Origin of the sequence: Colwellia sp. BRX9-1 (assembly GCF_014077195.1) — a bacterium.
Taxonomy (GTDB): Bacteria; Pseudomonadota; Gammaproteobacteria; order Enterobacterales; family Alteromonadaceae; genus Colwellia_A.
Window position 1 is genome coordinate 19,408 of the sequence record NZ_JACGVM010000028.1, and the last position, 23,082, is coordinate 42,489.

At 39.5% G+C, this 23,082-nt stretch carries 18 protein-coding genes and 1 riboswitch; of the genes, 6 read left to right on the forward strand and 12 right to left on the reverse strand.

From position 1 onward, the window contains the following. Positions 1-130: 130 nt before the first annotated feature. From H4J76_RS18215 to H4J76_RS18260, 10 genes are all read right to left on the reverse strand, one after another. Positions 131-1,285, reverse strand: coding sequence for a patatin-like phospholipase family protein (locus H4J76_RS18215; RefSeq protein ID WP_182231062.1), 1,155 nt, complete (start codon positions 1,283-1,285; stop codon positions 131-133). Positions 1,286-1,483: 198 nt separating this feature from the next. Continuing rightward, positions 1,484-1,843, reverse strand: a complete 360-nt coding sequence (locus H4J76_RS18220) for a DUF3718 domain-containing protein (RefSeq protein ID WP_070376350.1) — start codon at positions 1,841-1,843, stop codon at positions 1,484-1,486. Positions 1,844-1,906: 63 nt separating this feature from the next. Then, positions 1,907-2,006, reverse strand: a riboswitch (cyclic di-GMP riboswitch). 248 nt (positions 2,007-2,254) lie between these two features. Further along, positions 2,255-2,911: a 3-oxoacid CoA-transferase subunit B gene (locus H4J76_RS18225; RefSeq protein ID WP_182217441.1), complete on the reverse strand. Its 657-nt coding sequence runs from the start codon at positions 2,909-2,911 to the stop codon at positions 2,255-2,257. 20 nt (positions 2,912-2,931) lie between these two features. Beyond that, positions 2,932-3,639: a CoA transferase subunit A gene (locus tag H4J76_RS18230; protein ID WP_182217443.1), complete on the reverse strand. Its 708-nt coding sequence runs from the start codon at positions 3,637-3,639 to the stop codon at positions 2,932-2,934. A 68-nt stretch (positions 3,640-3,707) separates the two neighbouring features. Then, positions 3,708-4,625, reverse strand: coding sequence for a hydroxymethylglutaryl-CoA lyase (locus H4J76_RS18235; protein WP_182217445.1), 918 nt, complete (start codon positions 4,623-4,625; stop codon positions 3,708-3,710). Then, on the reverse strand, positions 4,625-6,649 hold the full coding sequence (locus H4J76_RS18240) for an acetyl/propionyl/methylcrotonyl-CoA carboxylase subunit alpha (protein WP_070377225.1): 2,025 nt from the start codon (positions 6,647-6,649) through the stop codon (positions 4,625-4,627). Before H4J76_RS18240 ends, H4J76_RS18235 begins: the two co-directional genes overlap by 1 nt. Positions 6,650-6,683: 34 nt before the next feature. Next, complete coding sequence (locus H4J76_RS18245) at positions 6,684-7,508, reverse strand: enoyl-CoA hydratase/isomerase family protein (RefSeq protein WP_182217447.1); 825 nt, start codon at positions 7,506-7,508, stop codon at positions 6,684-6,686. A gap of 11 nt (positions 7,509-7,519) precedes the next feature. Next, positions 7,520-9,127, reverse strand: coding sequence for a carboxyl transferase domain-containing protein (locus H4J76_RS18250; protein WP_182217449.1), 1,608 nt, complete (start codon positions 9,125-9,127; stop codon positions 7,520-7,522). A gap of 123 nt (positions 9,128-9,250) precedes the next feature. Further along, positions 9,251-10,420 (reverse strand): isovaleryl-CoA dehydrogenase, encoded by a 1,170-nt coding sequence (locus H4J76_RS18255; RefSeq protein WP_182217451.1) that lies wholly within the window; start codon positions 10,418-10,420, stop codon positions 9,251-9,253. A gap of 39 nt (positions 10,421-10,459) precedes the next feature. Beyond that, positions 10,460-10,861 carry a MerR family DNA-binding transcriptional regulator gene (locus tag H4J76_RS18260; RefSeq protein WP_070376356.1) on the reverse strand — a complete coding sequence of 134 codons (402 nt, stop codon included), beginning with the start codon at positions 10,859-10,861 and terminating at the stop codon, positions 10,460-10,462. Positions 10,862-11,112: 251 nt separating this feature from the next. Here H4J76_RS18260 and H4J76_RS18265 point away from each other — a divergent pair, with 251 nt between their 5' ends. Continuing rightward, positions 11,113-12,297, forward strand: a complete 1,185-nt coding sequence (locus tag H4J76_RS18265; RefSeq protein ID WP_182217453.1) for an acetyl-CoA C-acyltransferase — start codon at positions 11,113-11,115, stop codon at positions 12,295-12,297. Positions 12,298-12,436: 139 nt separating this feature from the next. Here the strand turns inward: H4J76_RS18265 and recQ are convergent, their stop codons facing one another. Then, on the reverse strand, positions 12,437-14,233 hold the full coding sequence (recQ, locus tag H4J76_RS18270; protein ID WP_182217455.1) for a DNA helicase RecQ: 1,797 nt from the start codon (positions 14,231-14,233) through the stop codon (positions 12,437-12,439). A gap of 305 nt (positions 14,234-14,538) precedes the next feature. Continuing rightward, a complete protein-coding gene (locus H4J76_RS18275) occupies positions 14,539-15,462 on the reverse strand; it encodes an AraC family transcriptional regulator (protein WP_182217457.1) in 924 nt (307 codons plus the stop codon). A gap of 192 nt (positions 15,463-15,654) precedes the next feature. Between H4J76_RS18275 and H4J76_RS18280 the strand changes: the two genes are divergently transcribed. The 5 genes from H4J76_RS18280 (at position 15,655) to gmhB (ending at position 22,835) form a co-directional block, all read left to right on the forward strand. Next, positions 15,655-19,035, forward strand: a complete 3,381-nt coding sequence (locus H4J76_RS18280; RefSeq protein WP_182217459.1) for a methylmalonyl-CoA mutase family protein — start codon at positions 15,655-15,657, stop codon at positions 19,033-19,035. Positions 19,036-19,148: 113 nt separating this feature from the next. Next, positions 19,149-20,192 (forward strand): oxidoreductase, encoded by a 1,044-nt coding sequence (locus H4J76_RS18285; RefSeq protein ID WP_182231063.1) that lies wholly within the window; start codon positions 19,149-19,151, stop codon positions 20,190-20,192. A 49-nt stretch (positions 20,193-20,241) separates the two neighbouring features. After that, complete coding sequence (locus tag H4J76_RS18290) at positions 20,242-21,348, forward strand: enoyl-CoA hydratase/isomerase family protein (RefSeq protein ID WP_182217462.1); 1,107 nt, start codon at positions 20,242-20,244, stop codon at positions 21,346-21,348. A 19-nt stretch (positions 21,349-21,367) separates the two neighbouring features. After that, positions 21,368-22,129, forward strand: a complete 762-nt coding sequence (locus H4J76_RS18295) for an SDR family oxidoreductase (RefSeq protein WP_182217464.1) — start codon at positions 21,368-21,370, stop codon at positions 22,127-22,129. 169 nt (positions 22,130-22,298) lie between these two features. Further along, positions 22,299-22,835 (forward strand): D-glycero-beta-D-manno-heptose 1,7-bisphosphate 7-phosphatase, encoded by a 537-nt coding sequence (gene gmhB, locus H4J76_RS18300; RefSeq protein WP_182217466.1) that lies wholly within the window; start codon positions 22,299-22,301, stop codon positions 22,833-22,835. Positions 22,836-23,082: the final 247 nt, after the last annotated feature.

Sequence of the window (23,082 nt, forward strand, 5' to 3'; positions counted from 1 at the left end):
GATGAGTATAACGAGCAGGACATTTTATCCAAGAGAGGGGGGAACTTTTTTCTTGGTTGTCCGCAGTGTACTAAGCCAATAAACGCTTTGTTCAACAAGGCGTTTACTTTATTACTTTAGCAATGGGTCGTTATTCAAGAGATAAAAATTTTCTAATCGCAGTCTCTTTCTCCATAGCATCTTCAAATCCCAGTTTAATTAACTGCCGACAATAATTTTTTTCAAATAATAAATAACTAACAATACTTGATTCAGAGTCATTAGAGATACCTACGCTGCGTAATAATAAACGTATCGATAGTGGTAGGTCTGAAAAATACTCTACGGCCATGGCATTAAAGTCATGACTGGGATTAAGGAGAAATGATGATATCGGTTTTAAACCATCTTTTTCTTTTCTAAGTTCTGGTGGTATAAGTTTTATTGTTTCATTAATTCGTTCTAGACGTTCAATATCGCTGTGTAATGTATCTGAGAAAATAGTATCAAGTAAATGACCGGCAACAGTAGAGGTTGTCGGAGGATGAGGATTATTCACTTTACTATGAAGTGGTGCTTTAGGTTGATCAACACCAACAATAAACAAATTTTCTCCACCTAAGTGTATCGCAGGGCTTAACGGTGAAAGTTGATGTATAGACCCATCACCATAATGCTCTTGGCGAATTTTGATTGAAGGAAACACAAGGGGAATAGCGGCAGAAGCCATTAAGTGCTCACTATTAATTTGGCAAGGCTCACCACGACGTTTAGCGCGAAACCAAGGAGAAATAGACTCATCAGATTGATAAAAACTAATTGAATCGCCATTACTGTAACTTGATGCAGTAATAGAAACTGCAGATAAATAGCCACGTAAAATATTGGTGTCGATACGTTTAAAGTCGACCACCATATTCAGTAAGTCACGAAGTGGCGCGTTGTTTAGTAAACTACGCGCACTTTTATTGGCATAATCTGCTTGGAAACTTGCCAGCATACCTTTCGCCAAATGTGAGAAAACCCGAATACCATCACTATGGTATATTCGACTGGTATTAATATTCTTCCAAACCCATTCTAATTTTTTTACCCCCAAATGAAAGCATGAAGAATAACAGGCTAGCGCTGTGGTATTTATAGCACCAGCAGAGGTGCCACATATAATGGGAAAGGGGATGCCATGATTTCTAGGGACAAATTTTGATATGGCAGAAAGCACACCTACTTGATAAGCCGCTCGAGCGCCACCGCCAGTAAGTACTAAAGCATTCTTACTGTCTTTATAACTTCTTTTATTCAACATGTATATCGCAGTCTTCTTCGTATAACTTAAGTGTAATCAGTTTTTTAACCTGGTGCTAGCTTAACGAGTCAAAAAATAGATTGAAATGACTAAGGCAAAAAAAAGCCTGCAGAAGCAGGCTTTTTAAAATGACATAGAATTATTATCTAGTAAAACAGTACACTTGATTGAACAAATAACATCTACTAAAAAATAAGTTTAGCTGCTAACGCGTTCGTTAGCTGCGTCTATCAATGGTTGCGATCCGGTTTGCAAAATAGCTAAGTTTTCAGAAACAACTTTCTTTGGTAACTTTGAAATCATCAAAGAACCTGTTTTAACTGAACCATTAGACGATGCAAACGCCAACAGATTCTGTCCATTACACTCAATACCATGAAAGATAGTGCGAATTTTTAATCTATTCGTTTTTAAGAACGAACGCATGCGTTTCTTGTCGTCTGCAGCTACATACTGGCAAACGCTTTGAGCGATGTCAGCAGCTTGTGCTTTCGGCGCCGATACAACAGACGTTAATGTTAAAATAGTGATGGTAGAAGCTAGTAATAATTTTTTCATTTTAGTAACCTTGTAATTAATTTAGTTAGTAAAGGAAAAAACCACGGGATGTACCTTGTATAACGAGGTGACTCCGCTGTCATAGAATTTATATATAAAACATAAATCCCTTAGACCGGTGGTTTTGCGTAACACGATTTCACGTGTTTTGCCTTTTCTTTGTCCCTTTTAGTATTGCGAATTGAGCCAATAAATGCAAGAAAAATGTGTAATACGCTAGTGACATGCGTAAAGAAATTTAATAAAAAAAACACTTTTATCAATTTTTTTTCAAATAGAACATGTGCTTAATCGAATGGTGACTATCAAAACCATTAAGTGAACTTTAATGTAATGTTAAAATATAGAGTAAAAAAAAAGAGCTAAAGCTCTTTTTTTATTTAATCGTATGATTAATATGCCGCTAGGTTATTAAAATTTCATTTCAGGGACATGCTCAGGAACAATTAATTCACCTTCAGTGAGTTTTATTATTTCCTCAATACTGACCCCTGGTGCTCGCTCTAATAAATGAAACTTGCCATCTTTAATTTCGATAAAGGCTAAATCAGTGAGTACTCTTTTAATACAACCCTTACCTGTTAACGGTAAAGTGCAGTTAGATAAAAGTTTTGAAACACCATGTTTAGAAGCGTGAGTCATAGTAACAATAATATTGTCAGCACCCGCAACTAAATCCATAGCACCGCCCATACCTTTAATCAGCTTGCCTGGGATCATATATGAAGCAATGTTACCGTTTACATCGACCTCAAAGGCACCTAGTACTGTTAAGTCGACATGTCCGCCACGTATCATTGCGAATGACTCGGCACTATCAAAGATAGAGGCACCTTTTGCCATCGTGACCGTTTGTTTACCGGCATTAATTAAATCTGCATCAATTTCGTCTTCGGTGGGAAACTGTCCCATGCCAAGTAAACCATTTTCAGATTGAAGCATCACTTCTATTCCCGCAGGAATATAGTTAGCAACTAACGTTGGAATACCTATACCTAAGTTAACGTAATAACCGTCTTGTAATTCTTGTGCTACACGTTGTGCTAGCTGTTCTCTTGTTAAAGCCATTGTTTAGTCTCCGGAATTATTTATGACTGAGCAGTACGAACAGTTCGTTGTTCAATGCGTTTTTCAAATGTACCTAAAATCAATCGATTAACATAGATACCTGGTGTATGGATTTGGTCTGGGTCTAGCTCGCCAGGTTCAACTATCTCTTCAACTTCAACGACGGTAATTTTGCCTGCCGTTGCTGCCATAGGATTAAAGTTACGTGCTGTTTTTCTAAAAACCAAATTACCGTAACGGTCGGCTTTCCAGGCTTTAACAATTGCAAAGTCACCTTTAATTGCGGGCTCAAGGATATACATTCTACCGTCTATTTCACGCTCTTCTTTACCTTCTGCTACCGGTGTTCCATAACCTGTTGCCGTAAAAAAAGCAGGTATACCAGCACCACCAGCTCGCATTTTTTCAGCTAAAGTGCCTTGTGGTGTGAGTTCTACTTCTAATTCACCATTCATCATTTGACGTTCAAATTCAGCGTTTTCACCAACATATGATGCAACAATTTTTTTGATTTGACGGTCTTGCAGTAACACACCTAAACCGAAATCATCGACACCACAGTTATTTGAAACCATCGTTAATGCTTTAGTGCCTTTGCGCTTTATTTCACTAATTAGATTTTCTGGGATACCACATAAACCAAAGCCACCCGAGATAACGGTCATGCCGTCTTCAAGTCCTGCCATCGCTTCTTCATAGCTTGCTACTACTTTGTCAAATCCGGCCATTATTTAATCCTCATTACATTTATTTCTATAGAGTATTTATCATACATCGTCATTTATTATTATATTTATTACTGTGCACGGTAGGCATTAGAAACTTTAGATGCCGGGGTTTTACCTAATTTATCACTGATAAACCAACCGGCATGGACTAATTTATCTAAATTAATACCGCTATTAATACCTAAACCATTGAGTAAATAAACCACATCTTCAGTGGCAACATTACCTGAAGCGCCCTTAGCATAAGGGCAACCACCCGATCCAGCAATGGCACTATCAATAACGGCAATACCATTTTGTAAAGCGGTGTAAATGTTAGTTAACGCCTGACCATAGGTATCATGAAAATGAACCGCTAGTTTAGCCTTAGGTACACGGGCACTAACCGCTTGTAACATCTTCTGTACATTAACAGGTGTGCCTACACCAACCGTATCGCCAAGCGATATTTCATAACAGCCCATTTGGTAAAGTTTTTCAGCCACTTCAGCCACTTTTTCTGGTGATACTTCACCCTCGTAAGGACAACCGACAACACAAGAAACATAGCCTCGTACCGGAATGTTTAATTTTTTGGCTGCAGCCATTATCGGTTCAAATCGCTCAAGGCTTTCAGCAATTGAACAGTTAATGTTTTTTTGACTAAACGCTTCAGAGGCCGCGCCAAAAATGGCAACTTCGCTGGCATTAACCGCTACAGCCGCTTCAAAACCTTTCATATTTGGCGTGAGGGCAGCGTAAGTGACCCCTTTTTTACGTGCTATTCCATTGAAAACATCAGTCGATGTTGCCATTTGAGGCACCCATTTCGGAGAAACAAAGCTGCCACTCTCAATGTAAGTGACTCCGGCATCACTGAGCAGATTAATTAAGGCAATTTTATCTTCGGCACTGATTTGTTGTTTTTCATTTTGTAGGCCATCACGCGGGCCAACCTCAACGATTTTTACTTTTTTAGGTAAGGTATTATTAGCAAGGGAGCTCATTATGATTCCTGTGGCGTAAAAGCAAGTAATTCGCTGCCGCCATCAACCATGTCACCTTCGGCGTAGAATAAGGTATCAATGGTACCGTCTTCAGGTGCTCGAATGGTGTGCTCCATTTTCATCGCTTCCATGATCATTAAGGGTTGGTCCTTAGTCACACTATCGCCGGCTTTGACTAACACGCTGACCATAGTACCGTTCATCGGTGCTAATAGGCCGCCATGATTATCATCAGCATTGTTGTCACCACAATCAGGTTTAATATGAATAAAGTTAAAAACGCCATTTTGACGATATAAGCTAATTTGATCACCTGAACTGTCAATGTTGTGGGCGATAGTGGCTTGACTGCGATAGCCATCAATACTGACATGGAGTGTGTCACCGGCAATTCGACCTTGGCAATCAACTGTTCGTCCTGCAACTGAAATTAAATAGTAACTACGATTACCTTGACGTTTCTGTTCAACAGTCACTGGATATTCAATATCATTATGAGCAAGAACTACTCGGTGATTATGCGCTTCGTTAGAGCGCCACGCCGAGGTATTATTCCAAGGAGAAAAAGGATCTTTGGTCGTTGCTGCTTTTTGTTTCGCTTGTTCAGCCAGTGAAAGCACTAAATACAAAGCTGCCATCGGTAATTCGTCGGCTAACGCTTGTTTGTTATCATGAAATATTTCACTGTCGTATTTCTCGATAAAGCTGGTATCTATTTCTTCATTAATAAACGGTTTTGATGTCGCTAAGTTATAAAGAAAATCAATATTGGTGGTAACACCTTTAATACGATATTCCGACAAGGCTTTTGTTAAGCGTTGCAGTGCTTTTTCACGATTTTCATCCCAGACAATTAGCTTGGCTATCATAGGATCGTAAAATACACTCACCTCATCACCTTGACGAACACCGGTATCAACACGAACATGTGCGCTTTCTGCTGGCGGTTGTAAAAAATCTAGCGTGCCCGTTGCGGGTAAAAAATCATTATTTGGGTCTTCAGCGTAAATTCGCGCTTCAAAAGAGTGGCCATTAATGACTAACTGTTCTTGTGTTTTTGGTAAAACTTCACCAGCAGCAACTCTTAATTGCCATTCGACTAGATCTTGGCCACTGATCATTTCAGTCACCGGGTGCTCTACTTGTAAGCGAGTGTTCATTTCCATAAAGTAGAATGAACCGTCAACATCCAGTAAAAATTCTACCGTGCCTGCGCCTTGATAACCAATAGCCTGGGCAGATTTTATCGCAGATTCGCCCATCGCTTTACGTAGCTTTTCACTCATTTTAAAGGCTGGCGCTTCTTCAATAACTTTTTGATGACGGCGTTGCACTGAACAATCACGTTCAAATAAGTAAACGGCATGTTGATGATTATCACAAAATACTTGAATTTCAACATGGCGAGGTTGTGTTAGATACTTTTCAACCAGCATTCTATCATCACCAAAGGATGACATTGCTTCACGTTTAGCGGCAGCAAAACCTTCACTAAACTCAGCTTCGCTCCACACTTGTCGCATGCCTTTACCACCACCACCGGCGGTAGCTTTTAACAATACCGGATAGCCCATATCGTCAGCCGCTTTTTTAATGATGGCTTCGGATTGATCATCACCATGATAACCAGGGACTAAGGGAACATTGGCTTTTTCCATAATGTTTTTAGCGGCAGACTTTGACCCCATCGCTTCAATGGCCGCAACGGGCGGACCAATAAAAACGATGTTTTCATCGCTACATCGACGACAAAAGTCAGCATTTTCTGAGAGAAAACCATAACCAGGGTGAATGGCTTGAGCGCCAGTACGTTTTGCTGCTTCAATCACTTTCTCTGATAATAAATAGCTTTCGCGAGAGGGCGATGGACCAAGGTAAATGGCTTCATCAGCCATGTTGACATGAAGCGAGTCAGCATCAGCATCAGAATATACGGCAACGGTTAAAATACCCATTTTACGAGCAGTTTTAATTACGCGACAGGCGATTTCACCACGGTTGGCAATAAGAATTTTAGTAAACATTTTAGCTGTTTTAGTTGTTAGTTGAGACATGTTTTTATCCTTCACTCGTCGGTTCTTTTTGCCAGCTTGCTGGTCGTTTTTCAAAAAAAGCAGTTAAGCCTTCTTGGCCTTCTGCAGAAACGCGAATTGATGCGATGCGTTCACTGGTCATGCTAAGTAATTCAAGATTAATTTCTTGATAAGCGACATCTAAAGCAAGTTGTTTTGCTTGACGAACGGCTTTCGGGCCGTTGCTCAATATTGTACTCACCATATCAATAACGGTGCTTTCTAACGCTTCTAACGAAACAATCTCATCAACTAAGCCTAACTGTTGCGCTTTGTCTGCAAAGAAACGTTCTGCCGTTTGAAAGTATCGACGACTGGCTTTTTGGCCAATAGCATTGACGACATAAGGGCTGATGGTCGCAGGAATTAAACCTAATTTAACTTCACTGAGACAAAAGCTGGCTTTATTGCTGGCGATAACAATGTCACAACAACTGGCTAAACCCACTGCGCCGCCAAAAGCAGCACCTTGTATTTGTGCAATAGTGGTTTGCGGTAGAAAATTAAGTGCATGTAACATCTGAGCAAGCGCGTTAGCATCACGTAAGTTTTCTTCATATGAGTAACTGGCCATGCGCTTCATCCACGCTAAGTCAGCCCCAGCAGAAAAACTTTTGCCAGTCGATGCGAGTATCATCAGGTGAATATCGTCGCGTTGGGCTATTTCGATAAATATCATCGTTAATTGGGCGATAATTTTGTCGTCAAAAGCATTGTGCTTGTCAGGATTATTTAAGGTAACTGTTGCTACCCCGTAACGGTCTACGTTAAATAATACTTGACCGGTATTGATCTCTTTTAATGGTGTCATCTTGTTCAGCCCTACATTCTAAAGATACCAAATTTGGTATCCTCAATAGGTTTATTCAACGAAGCAGAAATGGCTAAACCTAATATTTGACGAGTATCAGCAGGGTCAATAATACCATCATCCCATAAGCGAGCTGAAGCATAGTAAGGGTGGCCTTGATGCTCATAAGTATCAATAATCGGTTGTTTAAAGTCAGCTTCTTCTTGCTCGCTCCACGGTTCACCGAGTTTGTCTTTTTGGTCACGTTTAACTTGTGCTAAAACGCCAGCCGCTTGTTCACCGCCCATCACTGAAATACGGGCATTTGGCCACATAAATAAGAAGCGTGGATCGTAAGCACGACCACACATACCATAGTTACCTGCGCCGAAACTACCACCAATTAGCACGGTAAATTTGGGGACTTGTGCCGTGGCAACGGCGGTGACCATTTTTGCACCATGCTTAGCTATACCGCCTGCTTCGTATTGCTTACCGACCATAAATCCGGTGATGTTTTGTAAGAAGACTAAAGGAATTTTTCGTTGTGCACATAATTCAATAAAATGAGCACCTTTTTGAGCTGATTCGCCAAAGAGAATGCCGTTATTGGCGATAATGCCTACGGGGTAGCCAAATATCCGTGCAAAACCACAGACTAAAGTCGTGCCATAAAGGGCTTTAAATTCATCAAAATTACTACCATCAACGACACGGGCGATAATTTCACGAATATCAAAAGGTTGGCGGGCATCTTTGGGTACCACACCGTATATTTCTTGTGCGTCGTAAGCGGGCTCAACAATAGGTTGAATATTCATGGTTACCGGTTTAACACGATTTAAATTACCAACGATACTGCGGGCAATTTCTAAAGCGTGATGATCATTTTGTGCGTAATGATCGGCGACACCAGAGGTACGACAATGTATGTCTGCGCCACCTAAGTCTTCAGCACTAACGACTTCGCCAGTCGCGGCTTTAACTAACGGCGGTCCAGCTAAAAATATAGTGCCTTGTTCTTTAACAATAATAGATTCATCGGCCATTGCGGGTACATAAGCGCCACCTGCAGTACAAGAGCCCATAACAACAGCAATTTGCGGTATGGCTTGTGCTGACATATTTGCTTGATTAAAGAATATGCGACCAAAGTGTTCTCTATCAGGGAAAACCTCGTCTTGGTTAGGCAAGTTAGCGCCACCAGAGTCGACTAAATAAATACAGGGTAAGTTGTTTTCTTGGGCAATCGTTTGTGCGCGAAGATGTTTTTTTACCGTTAGCGGAAAATAGGTTCCGCCTTTTACGGTAGCGTCGTTAGCGACAATAACACACTCTTGTCCACCAACTCGGCCAATGCCGGTGATAATACCAGCAGCGGGAACATCTGCTTCATAAACTTCATAAGCGGCTAGTTGAGATAATTCTAAAAATGGTGAGCCAGCATCAAGTAGGGCATTAACGCGATCGCGTGGTAATAATTTACCGCGAGATAAATGACGATCACGGCTGCGCTGTCCGCCACCTAATTTTATTTGCTCAAGCTTTACTTTTAAATCGTCTACTTGAACTTGCATATGAGCAGCGTTTTCAATGAATTCTGGGCTGCGTACATTGATTTTTGAAATTATTTTAGCCACGATATTTGCCTTTATTATGGAATTTTATCAGTAAGAACATTAGCTTTAATGTTACGCGCTAAACAAGAGCAGTGTGGCTCTCATCAGCCTCTCTAAATCGAGAGGCTGTAGCAAGTTATAACCTTATATAGACTCGGCGAATAACTCTCGACCTATTAGCATACGACGAATTTCTGAAGTACCTGCGCCAATTTCATATAATTTAGCATCACGTAACAAACGACCTGCTGGAAATTCATTGATGTAACCATTTCCGCCAAGTAATTGAATAGCATCTAAGGCCATTTTTGTCGCAAGTTCTGCAGCAACTAAGATAACACCGGCCGCATCTTTACGTGTGGTTTCACCTCTGTCGGCCGCTTGTGCACATAAATAAGCATAAGATTTAGCCGCATTCATTTGGGTGTACATATCGGCAATTTTACCTTGGATCAATTGGAACTCACCAATGGATTGACCGAACTGTTTGCGGTCATGAATATAAGGAACAACTAAGTCCATACACGCATCCATAATACCTAAAGGTCCACCGGTTAATACGATACGCTCGTAATCAAGGCCAGACATTAAGACTCGAACGCCTTTACCTTCTTCACCTAAAATGTTTTCTGCTGGTACTTCACAGTCTTGGAAAACTAATTCACAGGTGTTTGAACCGCGCATACCTAATTTGTCTAATTTTTGATGACGAGAAAAACCTGGGTAATCACGCTCAACGATAAAAGCAGTAATGCCTTTTGAACCCGCTGAAGTATCAGTCTTTGCGTAAATAACATAAACGTTGGCATCAGGACCATTGGTGATCCACATTTTGTTGCCATTTAAAATATACTTGTCGCCTTTTTTGTCGGCGCGCAATTTCATGCTGACTACATCAGAACCTGCATTAGGTTCACTCATCGCTAATGCGCCAATATGCTCACCGCTACAAAGTTTTGGTAAATATTTAGCTTTTTGTTCATGCGAACCGTTTTTGTTTAATTGATTTAAACAAAGGTTAGACATAGCACCGTAACTTAGACCAACAGAAGCAGACGCACGTGAAATTTCTTGCATTGCCACCATATGTTCTAAATAGCCTAAGCCTGAACCGCCATATTCTTCGTCAACGGTCATGCCTAATAAGCCTAAATCACCAAATTTGCGCCATAAATCATTTGGGAATTCGTTATCAATATCTATTTGTGCGGCACGTGGAGCAATTTCGTCACGAGAGAAAGCGTTAACTGACTCGCGGATCATCTCAACGGTTTCGCCTAGATTAAAGTTTAATGATGAAAAAGTAGAAATCATGTTATTTCCTTAGCTTAGTTAGCTACGTAAAGTTATGCGTTAGGTTTTTGTATTGTCGATAGCTGATAAAGTAGCTAAACAGCTTTCTTCTAAATTTGTTAATTCCATCAACACCACTTTTATATCGTCGAGTTGTTGATGTAAGTCTGATTTTTTTTGTTCAATAATATCCATCATCAGTTTTAATTGGCTGGCGCTGGTATTGTCTAAATCGTATAATTCAAAGATGCGACCGGTTTCGGCTAATGAAAACCCCAAGCGTTTACCGCGTAGAATTAACTTTAGTCGAACTTTATCTCTTTGGTTATAAATTCGAGTTTGTCCTTTGCGAGTCGGGGCAAGCAAGCCTTGATCTTCGTAAAAACGAATACTGCGAGTCGTAATATCGAACTCTTTAGAAAGATCGCTGATTGAAAAAGTCCGTGCTTTTAATTCTGCCATGAAAAACTCTACATTTATGTTATGCACTCACCTTACAGGAAGTTTACGTTAACGTAAAGTAAGAGCTTTTTTCATCAAGCTGCTAATAAATATCCCGTCAATAATTTACCCGTTCAGTTAAAATCGTTACTATATAAAATGGCTATAATTGTGTCCTTACTATTAAAGTTTACGTTGGCGTAAACGTCAAATATAAGTTATGGTGTTAATCATTAATTTATCCCTTTTTATTTTTATCTCGGAGAGCTTTCATGTCTACTACAGATCCTATTGTTATTGTTTCAGCGTCTAGAACCCCTATGGGTGGTTTTATGGGCGGATTATCTGCTGTAACTTCACCTGACTTAGGCGCAACGGCTATACGCGGCGCACTTGCTGCGGCAAATATTGCTAACGATCAAGTTGATGAAGTAATCATGGGGTGTGTATTGCCTGCAGGTTTAAAACAAGCGCCTGCTCGTCAAGCAGCTTTGGCGGCTGATTTGGCATTATCAACAGTTTGTACCACCATTAATAAAGTCTGTGGCTCTGGAATGAAAGCTGCAATGCAAGCACATGATTCACTGATGGCTGGCTCTATTAATGTTGCTGTTGCCGGTGGTATGGAAAGCATGACTAATGCACCGCACCTTTTACCTAAAGGTCGCAGTGGTATAAAAATGGGACATGGTCAAATTCTTGATCATATGATGACTGATGGTTTAGAAAATGCCTATGATGGTATAGCTATGGGGTGTTTCGCACAAGAAACTGCCGATGATGCTGGGTTTACTCGTGAAGACATGGATGAATATGCTATTCGCTCATTAGCACGTGCCAATGCAGCGATTGCTGCCGGTGCTTTCGAAAATGAAATATCGCCAGTAACGATTAAATCTCGTCGTGGCGACTCTGTCTTTGCAATAGATGAACAGCCGGGTAATGCCCGCCCTGATAAAATACCTTCATTACGTGCCGCTTTTAAAAGAGACGGGACTATTACGGCTGCAAACTCTAGCTCTATTTCAGATGGTGCTGCGGCATTAGTGATGATGAAACAGTCAGAAGCAGAAAAACGTGGTCTACGCCCTTTATGTAAAATTGTTGCTCATGCAACGCATGCACAAAAACCTGAAGAATTTACGGTAGCACCCGTTGGCGCAATGAATAAAGTTTTAGCAAAAGCAAACTGGACGGCTGCAGATGTTGATCTATGGGAAATTAATGAAGCATTTGCCATGGTTACCATGTTAGCGATTAAAGAATTAGCCTTAGATGTTGAAAAAGTCAATGTCAATGGTGGCGCTTGTGCACTGGGTCATCCTTTAGGTGCTAGTGGTGCTCGTATTATGGTAACGTTAATCCATGCATTGAAAAACAAAGGTTTATCAAAAGGTTTAGCCTCTCTTTGTATTGGTGGTGGTGAAGCTACAGCGATTGCGGTTGAAATGTTTTAGACCATTAAGTTCGCTGTTATTTTCAGGTAATGCTGATAAAAATTAAATTTTTAAAGCCGCTATGTTAAGTCATTGCGGCTTTTTTATTAATGCTCAATTGATTGCACAGAGGTATTTTGAACAAAGACAAGGGTTTTAGCTAGTGGAGTAGTGCGATAATTTTTTCACCATAAAGCTCAAGTTTTGTTTTACCTATACCATTAACGTTTAATAGTTGCGTTGAGTTTTTGGGATTAGCTCTGGCTATATCCATTAAGGTAGCGTCATGAAAAATAACGAATGATGGTACATTTCTCTCTTTTGCCCATAATGCTCTTTGTTGCTTGAGCTTTTCAAATACGCTTTCTTCTTGTGCTGATAAATTGCTGGCATTAGGTTGTTTTGATTTTCGCGCAAGCTTCGCCTTACCGTATTCTTTTACTTTGAGTTGTATGGTCAGTTCGCCTTTTAATAAAGGTCGAGATTTTTCAGTAAGTTTTAAAGCGCCATATTCCATTTCTACAGCTAAATATCCCATTGAAATGAGTTGCCTAAACACCGTTTGCCATTCCTCTGCTTTGTGCTCTTTACCAATACCATAGGTAGAAAGTTGTTGGTGGTTGACCTGGATAACTTTAGGGGTTTGCTTACCTAGCAAGACATCAATTTGATGGCCTACGCCAAATCTTTGGCCCGTTCGATAAACCGTTGAAAGTGCTTTTCTAGCGGCAGCAGTGCCATCCCATGTTATGGGGGGATTCAAACAGTTATCACAATTCCCACAAGGCTCAGCTAACGTTTCACCAAAATAATTGAGTAATACTTGCCGGCGGCAAGAGCACACTTCGCAATAACCAAGCAGGGCATCAATTTTACGTTGAGTTATAAACTTGAACTGTTCATTACCAGTACTTTGACTTGTCATTTGTTTTAGCTTAATAACATCTTGCATGCCATACGCTAACCAAGTATTGGCGGGCATACCATCACGGCCTGCTCGGCCAGTTTCTTGGTAGTAGGCCTCAATACTTTTAGGCAAATTTAAATGGGCAACAAACCTAACATCGGGCTTATCAATACCCATACCAAAGGCAATGGTGGCAACAATTATGATGCCGTCTTCTCTGAGAAAACGTTGTTGATTGCTATCTTTAATATTATTGGCCAAACCTGCATGATAAGGCAAAGCAACTTTTCCTTGTTCACTCAGCCATTGAGCTGTGGCCTCAACAGATTTTCTTGAAAGACAATAAACGATACCAGCATCATTGTTATGTTCGGTATTGATAAATTTAAGGAGCTGTTCTTTGTTATTTTTTTGTTCACTGATCCGATACTGAATATTGGGTCTGTCAAAACTATGAACAAAGATTTTAGCAGCCGTTAAATTTAATACTTGAACAATTTCATCTCGCGTTTTCATATCCGCTGTCGCTGTTAAGGCAATTTTAGGCGTGTGGGGATATCGCTGGCTGATAATGGACAGTTGTTGGTATTCAGGTCTGAAATCGTGACCCCATTGTGAAACACAATGTGCTTCATCAAAGGCAAAGAGTGCAATGGTAATATTATCAATAAGGTTTAGAAAATAATCACTCAATAGTCGCTCTGGCGCAACGTACAATAAGTCGACATTGCCTGATCTTATTAGCTGCTCGACACGATTTTGTTCTTCATGGTCCTGCGACGAATTTAAAAACTCTGCTTTTACGCCTTGTAGTTTTAGCGCATCAACTTGATCTTTCATTAACGCTATTAGTGGCGACACCACTATGCCTACGCCATCACGGACTATCGCTGGTATTTGATAACATAATGACTTTCCACCACCGGTTGGCATAAGCGTAAAAACATCTGCGCCACTGATTAATTCACTAATTATTTTCGCTTGTTGATGTCGAAAGTCAGCGTAACCAAAGGTATTTTGTAAAACCGATTTTGCCGTATTGATATCCATATTGATTTCCTTTTTAACGCTAGACAAGTCAGTGAAATTAAATAGCATAGATTAAGTGATATTAAGTGGTGAGTATTAAATAGCGGGTTAAAAGTTAAGTATAGATGATGTTATCGCGTAACCTTGAGTATAGCAGGCAATGATTATTTACTTTTAACGAGCAATTATATGATAAAGGTATCATCAACGCCGTTATAAATGAAGGTGAGTAAAATTAGACTACTATAGTTAACGCTTTGCTATTGTGGTCAACAGTTAGCTATTGGCTAAATAAATTGCTAATACTCGTACTGCTAGTTATTTTTTTAAGCACTGTGACGAGAGTCACGATATTGCTTTGGTGACATTCCTAGCGATTTTTTAAACAGGCGTGAAAAATAGTAAGGGTCGCTATATCCCAAGCCCTCACTAATATCTTTAATAGTCTGTGAGCTATTATCAAGCTCAGAGCAGGCGCGTTGAATTTTCATATTAATAAAGTGCTGTATTGGTGATGTATCGGTGAGTTCTTTAAACTTCTTTGAAAAATGAAATTTAGATAGCTGGCTGTAATGCGCTAATGTATCCAAACTCAATTCTTGATGAAGATTATTGCGCATTAAACGTTCGACCGCATCAATATCAAAAGTAGAACTTTTATTAAAGTCAGTTAAACGCAACTGTAATGCTAAAAAGCTTAAGGTTTGCTGTAAAATATGTACCGCGTGAATAACATTAGTAGCGGTATAGCCGCGGCGACCTAGCGCTAATAAATTGTCAAAATCTCGGATCACTTCATCTACATTCCCGACGTGTGCGAGGCCATCATCCATTTTCATTAATAAACGTTCGGCAAAATTACTGGCGAGATCGCCTTTAAAATTTAACCAATAGACTTTTCCTGACTTGTTTTTAATTTCACTGTTATTTTCTCTGTTAATGGCGGTAAATTTAAAACTCGCATTGGCTGGTATAATAACAAGATCGCCCGATTTAACTTCTCTAACTTTGTTTTTATAGTCTAGAGTTGCGCTAGTTGATTGACAATAAAGTAAGCTGTGATGGTCACTGTTTTTTTTATTTATTTGATAAGAAATATCTGAATGCTTCCCAAGCGATAATGGATAAAGACTGGAGGTTAGCGGATGAACTTGCAATTTTTTCAATAAAAAAACGGGAATAAGTAAACGAATATCATCAATGATAGTTGCTGTTTTTATCGGCTTTGCTGACTTTGATTGTTGAAGCATAATTAATAAGCTACGCGTTTTTATTCCATAACAAGATAGTCCATCAAATTAGCAATAAAATCAATGTTAATACCATTTTCTTTATGATTTAATATTATTAATAAAAAATTTAAATAGCAATTCAGCACCAAAAATTACACCTACAAATATTACACCTATAATGGTGAGTAAGTTAATAAAAGAGAATTCAAAATGACAACTGAAAGATACCAACTCAAGAATAAAATTAGAATTGTCACTGCCGCATCACTTTTTGATGGGCACGATGCTGCGATTAATATTATGCGCCGAATTTTACAATCAAGTGGTGCTGAAGTTATTCATTTGGGCCATGACCGCAGTGTTGAAGAAGTGGTTAATACCGCGATTCAAGAAGATGCTAATGCTATTGCGATGACTTCTTATCAAGGTGGGCATAACGAATATTTTAAATATATGTACGACTTACTTAAAGAACGAGGTTGTGAACATATTCGTATCGTTGGCGGCGGCGGTGGCGTGATACTACCTGACGAAATTAAAATGCTACAAGATTATGGTATTACCCGTATTTATTCTCCTGATGACGGCCGTGCACTGGGTTTATTAGGCATGATTGATGACATGTTAGAGCGCTGTGATTTTAAAACTGGCGTCAATGTTAAAAAAGACGATGTTGCTAATTTAAAGAAAAATGACAAACAAGCCATTGCGCGTTTAATTTCAGCGGCTGAAAATGCGCCAAAAGAAAATAAAGCCGACTTAGAGAAAATTCGTAAAATTGCCTCAGCAAGTAAAACACCTGTATTAGGTATTACTGGTACCGGTGGTGCGGGTAAATCTTCGCTGGTTGATGAATTAATCCGTCGCTTTTTAATGGCGACAGCAGACAGCAAAATTGCCATTGTTTCGGTTGACCCGTCTAAGCGTAAAACCGGTGGTGCATTACTCGGTGACCGAATTCGTATGAATGCGGTAAACAATGATCGCGTTTACATGCGTTCGTTAGCCACACGTCAGTCAAACTTGGCGTTGTCTGTTTATGTTAATGACACCTTAGAAATTTTAAAAGCGACCGATTTCGATTTAATTATTCTAGAAACTTCGGGTATTGGTCAATCAGATACCGAAATTGAAGAACATTCAGATGTTTCTTTATATGTAATGACGCCAGAGTATGGCGCGGCAACACAATTAGAAAAAATCGATATGCTCGATTTTGCTGATATTATTGCGCTCAATAAGTTTGATAAACGGGGCGCTTTAGATGCCCTGCGTGACGTGAAAAAACAATATAAACGTAACCGTGGCATGTTTGAAGCCGGTGATGATGAAGTACCAGTATATGGAACGATAGCTTCACAATTTAACGACCGTGGTATGACCGAATTATATAATGCGGTGATCACAGCATTAAACACTAAAGCGGGCTTAATTGTTGGCGATATTCTCTCTACCGAAGGCACATTAGCCAATAAAAGTAGCGTGATCCCAGGTAATCGTATTCGTTATTTATCTGAAATATCAGAAAGTAATCGCGGTTATGATGCTTGGGTTGAAAAACAAACAACGGTTGCACAAAAACTTTATGGTATTCATCAGGCGATTGAAACGGCAAAAGACACTGAAACGGTGGTTTCTGCTGATTTAGTGACGCAACTTGAAGCGCTTTATACTCAAGTCGAATTAGACTTAGACCCTAAAAACAAATTATTACTCGAGCAATGGGCGACTAAAGTTCAGCGTTATAAAGACCCTGAATTTAAATTTAAAGTACGAGACAAAGAACTGTCGATAGCCACTCATTCAAAATCACTTTCTGGTAGCGATATCCCTAAAATTAGTATGCCTAAATATCAGGGGTGGGGCGATATCTTAAAGTGGAACTTACAAGAAAATGTACCGGGTGAATTTCCGTATACCGCTGGTTTATTCCCCTTTAAGCGTGAAGGTGAAGACCCAACACGTATGTTCGCGGGTGAAGGCGGCCCAGAAAGAACCAACCGTCGTTTTCATTATGTTTCAAAAGGTATGCCGGCTAAACGCTTATCAACAGCATTTGATTCAGTGACCCTATACGGTAACGATCCGGCTATTCGTCCTGATATTTATGGAAAAATAGGTAATGCCGGCGTTTCTATTTGTTGTTTAGATGATGCCAAGAAACTGTATTCTGGTTTTGACTTAGCCCATGCGATGACGTCGGTTTCCATGACCATTAATGGCCCTGCGCCGATGTTGTTAGGTTTTTTCTTAAATACCGCTATCGATCAACAATGTGAGCGTTTTATTACCGAAAATGGTTTGGAAAAAGAAGTAGCCGCAACCATAGCTAAAATTTATAAAGACAAAGGTTGTGAACGTCCAAGCTATCAAGGTGAATTACCCGATGGCAACGACGGTTTAGGTTTGATGTTAATTGGTGTTACTGGCGATCAAGTTTTACCTCCAGCGGTATATCAAGCGATAAAAGCTAAAACCTTAACGCTAGTGCGTGGCACGGTACAAGCCGATATTTTAAAAGAAGATCAAGCGCAAAATACCTGTATTTTCTCCACTGAATTTGCCCTACGTTTAATGGGTGATGTGCAAGAGTACTTTATTGAAAAAGGTGTGCGTAATTTCTATTCAGTGTCTATTTCTGGCTATCATATAGCAGAAGCTGGTGCGAATCCGATCACTCAATTGGCGTTAACGTTGGCAAACGGTTTTACTTTTGTTGAATATTACCTAAGCCGCGGTATGGACATTAATGAATTTGGTCCTAACTTATCGTTTTTCTTTTCAAACGGTATCGACCCAGAATACGCTGTCATTGGCCGAGTGGCTCGTCGTATTTGGTCAAAAGCGATGAAGAATAAATATGGTGCCAATGCTCGTGCACAAATGTTGAAATATCATATTCAAACATCGGGTCGTTCATTGCATGCTCAAGAAATTGATTTCAATGATATTCGTACCACATTACAAGCACTTTATGCGATAAACGATAACTGTAACTCTTTGCATACTAATGCTTATGATGAAGCTATTACTACGCCTACCGAAGACAGTGTTCGTCGTGCGATGGCGATTCAATTAATCATCAACCGTGAATTAGGACTTTCTAAAAATGAAAACCCTATTCAAGGCGCGTTCATTATTGAAGAGTTAACTGACTTAGTTGAAGATGCGGTATTAACTGAATTTGATCGTATTAACGAACGTGGTGGTGTACTTGGTGCCATGGAAACTATGTATCAGCGTGGAAAAATTCAAGAAGAAAGTATGTATTACGAGCATTTAAAGCACTCAGGTGAATATCCTATTATAGGCGTAAATACTTTCCTTAGTTCAACGGGCTCGCCAACGATTGTGCCTGAAGAAGTTATTCGCGCTACCGAAGAAGAAAAAACTTATCAAATTGATATGTTAGCGAGTTTAAACAAAGCTAATGCAGCAGAAGTAGAAGTCTTACTGAAGCGTTTACAAACAGCCGCCATTAATCATGAAAATATTTTTGAATTAATGATGGATGCTTGTAAGGTTTGTTCTTTAGGGCAAATTGTCAGTTCATTATTTGAAGCAGGCGGTCAATATCGTCGCAATATGTAACACTAGTAGATAGTCAGTTTATTAGATTAGAGTAAAGTAGTGCCTGTGCACTACTTATGCTTTGATGTTAATTCTTCATACACCTTTATTTAGATAATTGAATAGGAATAATTATGTCAACGTTGATCACGGAGTTAAGGCAAGTACCAGAAAAATTTACGGCTTTTCGTATTCATCAAATACAAGAGGGTGATAAGAAAAAAATCACCAGTGGGTTTGAGCAAATTGGTATTGATGATTTAACCGCAGGTGAAGTGGTTATTAAAGTCGCCTATTCAGACATTAATTATAAAGATGCTCTAGCTGCCACAGGGAAAGGAAGAATCTTACGTACTTATCCCTTAGTAGGCGGTATTGATTTGTCGGGTGTTGTGGTTAGCTCTGTTGATGACAGGTTTGAAGCCGGCGATAAAGTGCTGGTTTGCGGCGCACAATTATCTGAACTCTATGATGGTGGTTACAGTGAGTATGCGCGGGTAAAAGCAGATTCAGTCGTGGCATTGCCAACAGGCATGAGTTTACGTGATGCGATGGCACTCGGTACCGCAGGATATACTGCCGCTCTTGCTATTCAGCGTATGGAAGATAATGGTCAAATTCCAGAGCGAGGTCCTATTGTCGTCACTGGCGCTACCGGTGGTGTTGGTAGTTTTGCTATTAATATGCTGTCAAATATTGGTTATGAAGTGATTGCTTTTACGGGTAAAACAGAACAAGAAGATTATTTAAAAGCGCTCGGTGCGGCTAAACTTATTAGTCGTCATGATATTGAAATGGGCAGCAAACCGCTAGAAAATGCACAGTGGGGTGGGGCGGTCGATAGTGTTGGCGGTGAAACGTTAGCTTGGTTAACACGCACCACTCATGTTTGGGGAAATATTGCTTCAATTGGTTTAGCCGGTGGCTTCAAATTAGAGACCACTGTTATGCCCTTTATATTAAGAGGCGTGAGCCTACTTGGTATTAACTCAGTCGAAATGCCACTTTCAGTGCGCACGCAAGGATGGAAAAGATTAGCAACAGATTTAAAACCAACAAAACTTGATCTGATTTCTCCTACGACCATTGAATTTCGAGACTTAGGGAATGCATTTGACGCTTACGTCGATGGCACGGTTACCGGACGAACTGTCGTAGCGATTGATGCTAGTCTTTAAATAGCTATCAAAGATAACATTAACCCGTAAAAAATCGGAGCTAAATTAAATGACAGATGTGATATTTAAAGAGTTAAGCAGCAATAATAATAAACTGATAGCTATAGCAGAACTTAATGCGCCTAAATCGCTTAATGCATTAAATCTTTCGATGATTAAGCTGTTAACCAAAAAACTGTCGTCTTGGCAGCAAGATGACAATATCGCGATGGTTATTTTACAGGGCGCGGGTGAAAAAGCGTTTTGTGCTGGTGGAGATGTTGTTAGCCTGTATCACTATTTACACGAACTAGACACACCAATAGATGATGATGTCATTACATCAGGCTTCGCTAATGAATTTTTTAGTGAAGAATATGTACTTGACCAATTAATTCATAATTTTAATAAACCCATTATGATCTGGGGAGATGGTTATATCATGGGCGGCGGCATAGGTTTATTTGCTGGTGCCAGTCATCGTGTAACCACAGAGCGCACTTTGATGGCAATGCCAGAAGTATCAATAGGGCTATTTCCTGATGTAGGGTCGAGTTGGTTTTTAAATAAAACACCAGAAGATCTTGGTTTGTTTTTAGGGATCACCGGTGCTGTGTTTAATGCCGTAGATGCTAATTATCTTGGCTTGTCGGATTATATTATTGATAGTTCATCTAAAAATGGTGTTTTTGATCACTTACTAACAGTTGACTGGCAAGACAATAATCGAAATCACTCTCTGCTAAAGCAAGCATTGACCGAGTTTTCGAACCGTTTTGAACACCATTTACCCAATGAGGTAAAAAACAATGAAGTGGCTATAGCAAAATTATTAGCTTTCGATAATATTGCTGATATACACACAGCGATTTTAAATGTACAAACAGACAATAATTGGCTGAATAAGGCAAAAAACAAATTACTGGCGGGTAGCCCATTGAGTGCTTGTATTATATATAGGCAGTTACAAACGACTAAAACGCTAAGTTTGAGTGAATGTTTTACTTCAGAGTTAAATTTAATCCTTCGTTGTTGTCAGTATACTGAAGCTCGCGAAGGTATTAGGGCATTATTAGTCGATAAAGACAAAAATCCAAATTGGGCTTTTTCAAATATTAGTGATGTTGACCATAAATTAGTTGATTGGTTTTTTAGCGCTATCAACGAAAAAATATAATAGAGATAAAGGAAAAACAATGGATTTGAATGATAAAGTTATCGTCATCACCGGCGGTGGACAAGGCCTAGGACGTTCTATGGCTATTAGCTTAGCAACGAATGGTGCTAAATTAGCGTTAATCGATTTAAATGAAACGTTACTACAAGAAACAGTAAAACTTATTGAAGCAGCAGGTTCATCGGCAAAGTATTATTTAGCCAACGTCACCAATGAAAGTGAAGTAGAAGCTATTTTTAGCCAGATTAATGATGATTTTTCGGGTATCGACGGCTTAATTAACAATGCCGGCATTTTACGTGACGGTATGTTCGTTAAAGCTAAAGATGGAGTCGTTGCTAAGAAAATGTCATTGGATCAGTTTCAATCAGTCATCGATGTTAATTTAACGGGTGTTTTCTTATGTGGTCGCGAAGCTGCTGTTCACATGATTGAAGGTAAACGTAAAGGTGTCATTATTAATATGTCGTCCATCGCAAGAGCCGGTAATATGGGACAAACCAATTATGCTGCATCTAAAGCGGGTGTTGTCGCGATGACCGTTACTTGGGCGCGCGAGTTAGGGCGTCATGGTATTCGCGTTGGTGCTATTGCCCCTGGTGTTATTCGCACCGCAATGACTGATGCGATGAAACCAGAAATGCGTGACCGTTTAGAAAAAATGAAACCTGTTGGCCGCTTAGGTGAAGCAGATGAAATTGCTCACACCGTAAAGTATATTTTTGAAAATGAGTTTTTTACCGGCCGTGTCGTAGAAATTGATGGCGGTCTTTGCATGTAACAATTATCTGCTGTTTATTAACAGCAGATATTGAGCAAAATGTCGTTCTTAGATATCTATGCTGCAAATCATTTGTTAATTCGTGCAGCAAAATATTTAAGAGCGATGGCTTAATTAATTAATCTATCAAAAAACCTATCATTAGCCGCTGAGTCAAAAGAAATTAACTATGAAAAAAGCACTGTTTTTAGACAGGGACGGCATTATCAATGTTGACCATGGTTACGTTTATAAAAAAGAAGCATTTGAATTTGTCGAAGATATCTTTACTGTTTGTTTGGATGCGCACAATAAAGGTTATGAAATATTTGTCATTACTAACCAATCGGGTATTGCTAGAGGCAAATATACTGTTGAGCAATTTAATCAACTGACTCTGTGGATGGTAAAGCAATTTAAATCGAAAGGGATCGTAATTGCAGATGTCTATCATTGCCCTCATCATCCAGATAAAGGCGTTGGTGAATACAAGGTGGCCTGTGATTGTAGAAAACCAGAACCTGGTATGATTTTATCAGCTGCTAAAAAGCATGACATTGATTTGGCAAAGAGTATTTTTATTGGTGATAAAGTATCAGATATGCAGGCTGCTGAGCGTGCTGGTATAAAAAGTAGGATATTGCTTGTTGATCAATATAGCGATAATGAGGCGATTAAAGCAGACCGTATCAATAAAATTAGCGAAGCTAGCGCGTATATTAGCTAAATTGTTCGATAAATAAGCGAACAAACGTTTATTTCAAAGTTATTACAAAAAAGGGTTGACGCCCAGCGAGAAATGTCTAGAATGCGCTCCAGTTCCAAGGGGTTCAGTCAAAACGAACCACAAAAGAGCTGTTTTGATAAGTTATCTACATCACTTTAGAGTAAAGTAGTTAACTTAACGTTTTATAGATAAGGTTTGAATCTTCGAAAAGAACTTCAAATTAAATTAAATAAAACGTTGACATCGA

What these genes read in the sequence shown, in the direction of transcription:
- H4J76_RS18215 (WP_182231062.1), bottom strand. Translation starts at nt 1,285, where the DNA reads ATGTTGAATAAAAGAAGTTATAAAGACAGTAAGAATGCTTTAGTACTT.
- H4J76_RS18220 (WP_070376350.1), bottom strand. Translation starts at nt 1,843, where the DNA reads ATGAAAAAATTATTACTAGCTTCTACCATCACTATTTTAACATTAACG.
- H4J76_RS18225 (WP_182217441.1), bottom strand. Translation starts at nt 2,911, where the DNA reads ATGGCTTTAACAAGAGAACAGCTAGCACAACGTGTAGCACAAGAATTA.
- H4J76_RS18230 (WP_182217443.1), bottom strand. Translation starts at nt 3,639, where the DNA reads ATGGCCGGATTTGACAAAGTAGTAGCAAGCTATGAAGAAGCGATGGCA.
- H4J76_RS18235 (WP_182217445.1), bottom strand. Translation starts at nt 4,625, where the DNA reads ATGAGCTCCCTTGCTAATAATACCTTACCTAAAAAAGTAAAAATCGTT.
- H4J76_RS18240 (WP_070377225.1), bottom strand. Translation starts at nt 6,649, where the DNA reads ATGTTTACTAAAATTCTTATTGCCAACCGTGGTGAAATCGCCTGTCGC.
- H4J76_RS18245 (WP_182217447.1), bottom strand. Translation starts at nt 7,508, where the DNA reads ATGACACCATTAAAAGAGATCAATACCGGTCAAGTATTATTTAACGTA.
- H4J76_RS18255 (WP_182217451.1), bottom strand. Translation starts at nt 10,420, where the DNA reads ATGATTTCTACTTTTTCATCATTAAACTTTAATCTAGGCGAAACCGTT.
- H4J76_RS18260 (WP_070376356.1), bottom strand. Translation starts at nt 10,861, where the DNA reads ATGGCAGAATTAAAAGCACGGACTTTTTCAATCAGCGATCTTTCTAAA.
- H4J76_RS18265 (WP_182217453.1), top strand. Translation starts at nt 11,113, where the DNA reads ATGTCTACTACAGATCCTATTGTTATTGTTTCAGCGTCTAGAACCCCT.
- recQ (WP_182217455.1), bottom strand. Translation starts at nt 14,233, where the DNA reads ATGGATATCAATACGGCAAAATCGGTTTTACAAAATACCTTTGGTTAC.
- H4J76_RS18275 (WP_182217457.1), bottom strand. Translation starts at nt 15,462, where the DNA reads ATGCTTCAACAATCAAAGTCAGCAAAGCCGATAAAAACAGCAACTATC.
- H4J76_RS18280 (WP_182217459.1), top strand. Translation starts at nt 15,655, where the DNA reads ATGACAACTGAAAGATACCAACTCAAGAATAAAATTAGAATTGTCACT.
- H4J76_RS18285 (WP_182231063.1), top strand. Translation starts at nt 19,149, where the DNA reads ATGTCAACGTTGATCACGGAGTTAAGGCAAGTACCAGAAAAATTTACG.
- H4J76_RS18290 (WP_182217462.1), top strand. Translation starts at nt 20,242, where the DNA reads ATGACAGATGTGATATTTAAAGAGTTAAGCAGCAATAATAATAAACTG.
- H4J76_RS18295 (WP_182217464.1), top strand. Translation starts at nt 21,368, where the DNA reads ATGGATTTGAATGATAAAGTTATCGTCATCACCGGCGGTGGACAAGGC.
- gmhB (WP_182217466.1), top strand. Translation starts at nt 22,299, where the DNA reads ATGAAAAAAGCACTGTTTTTAGACAGGGACGGCATTATCAATGTTGAC.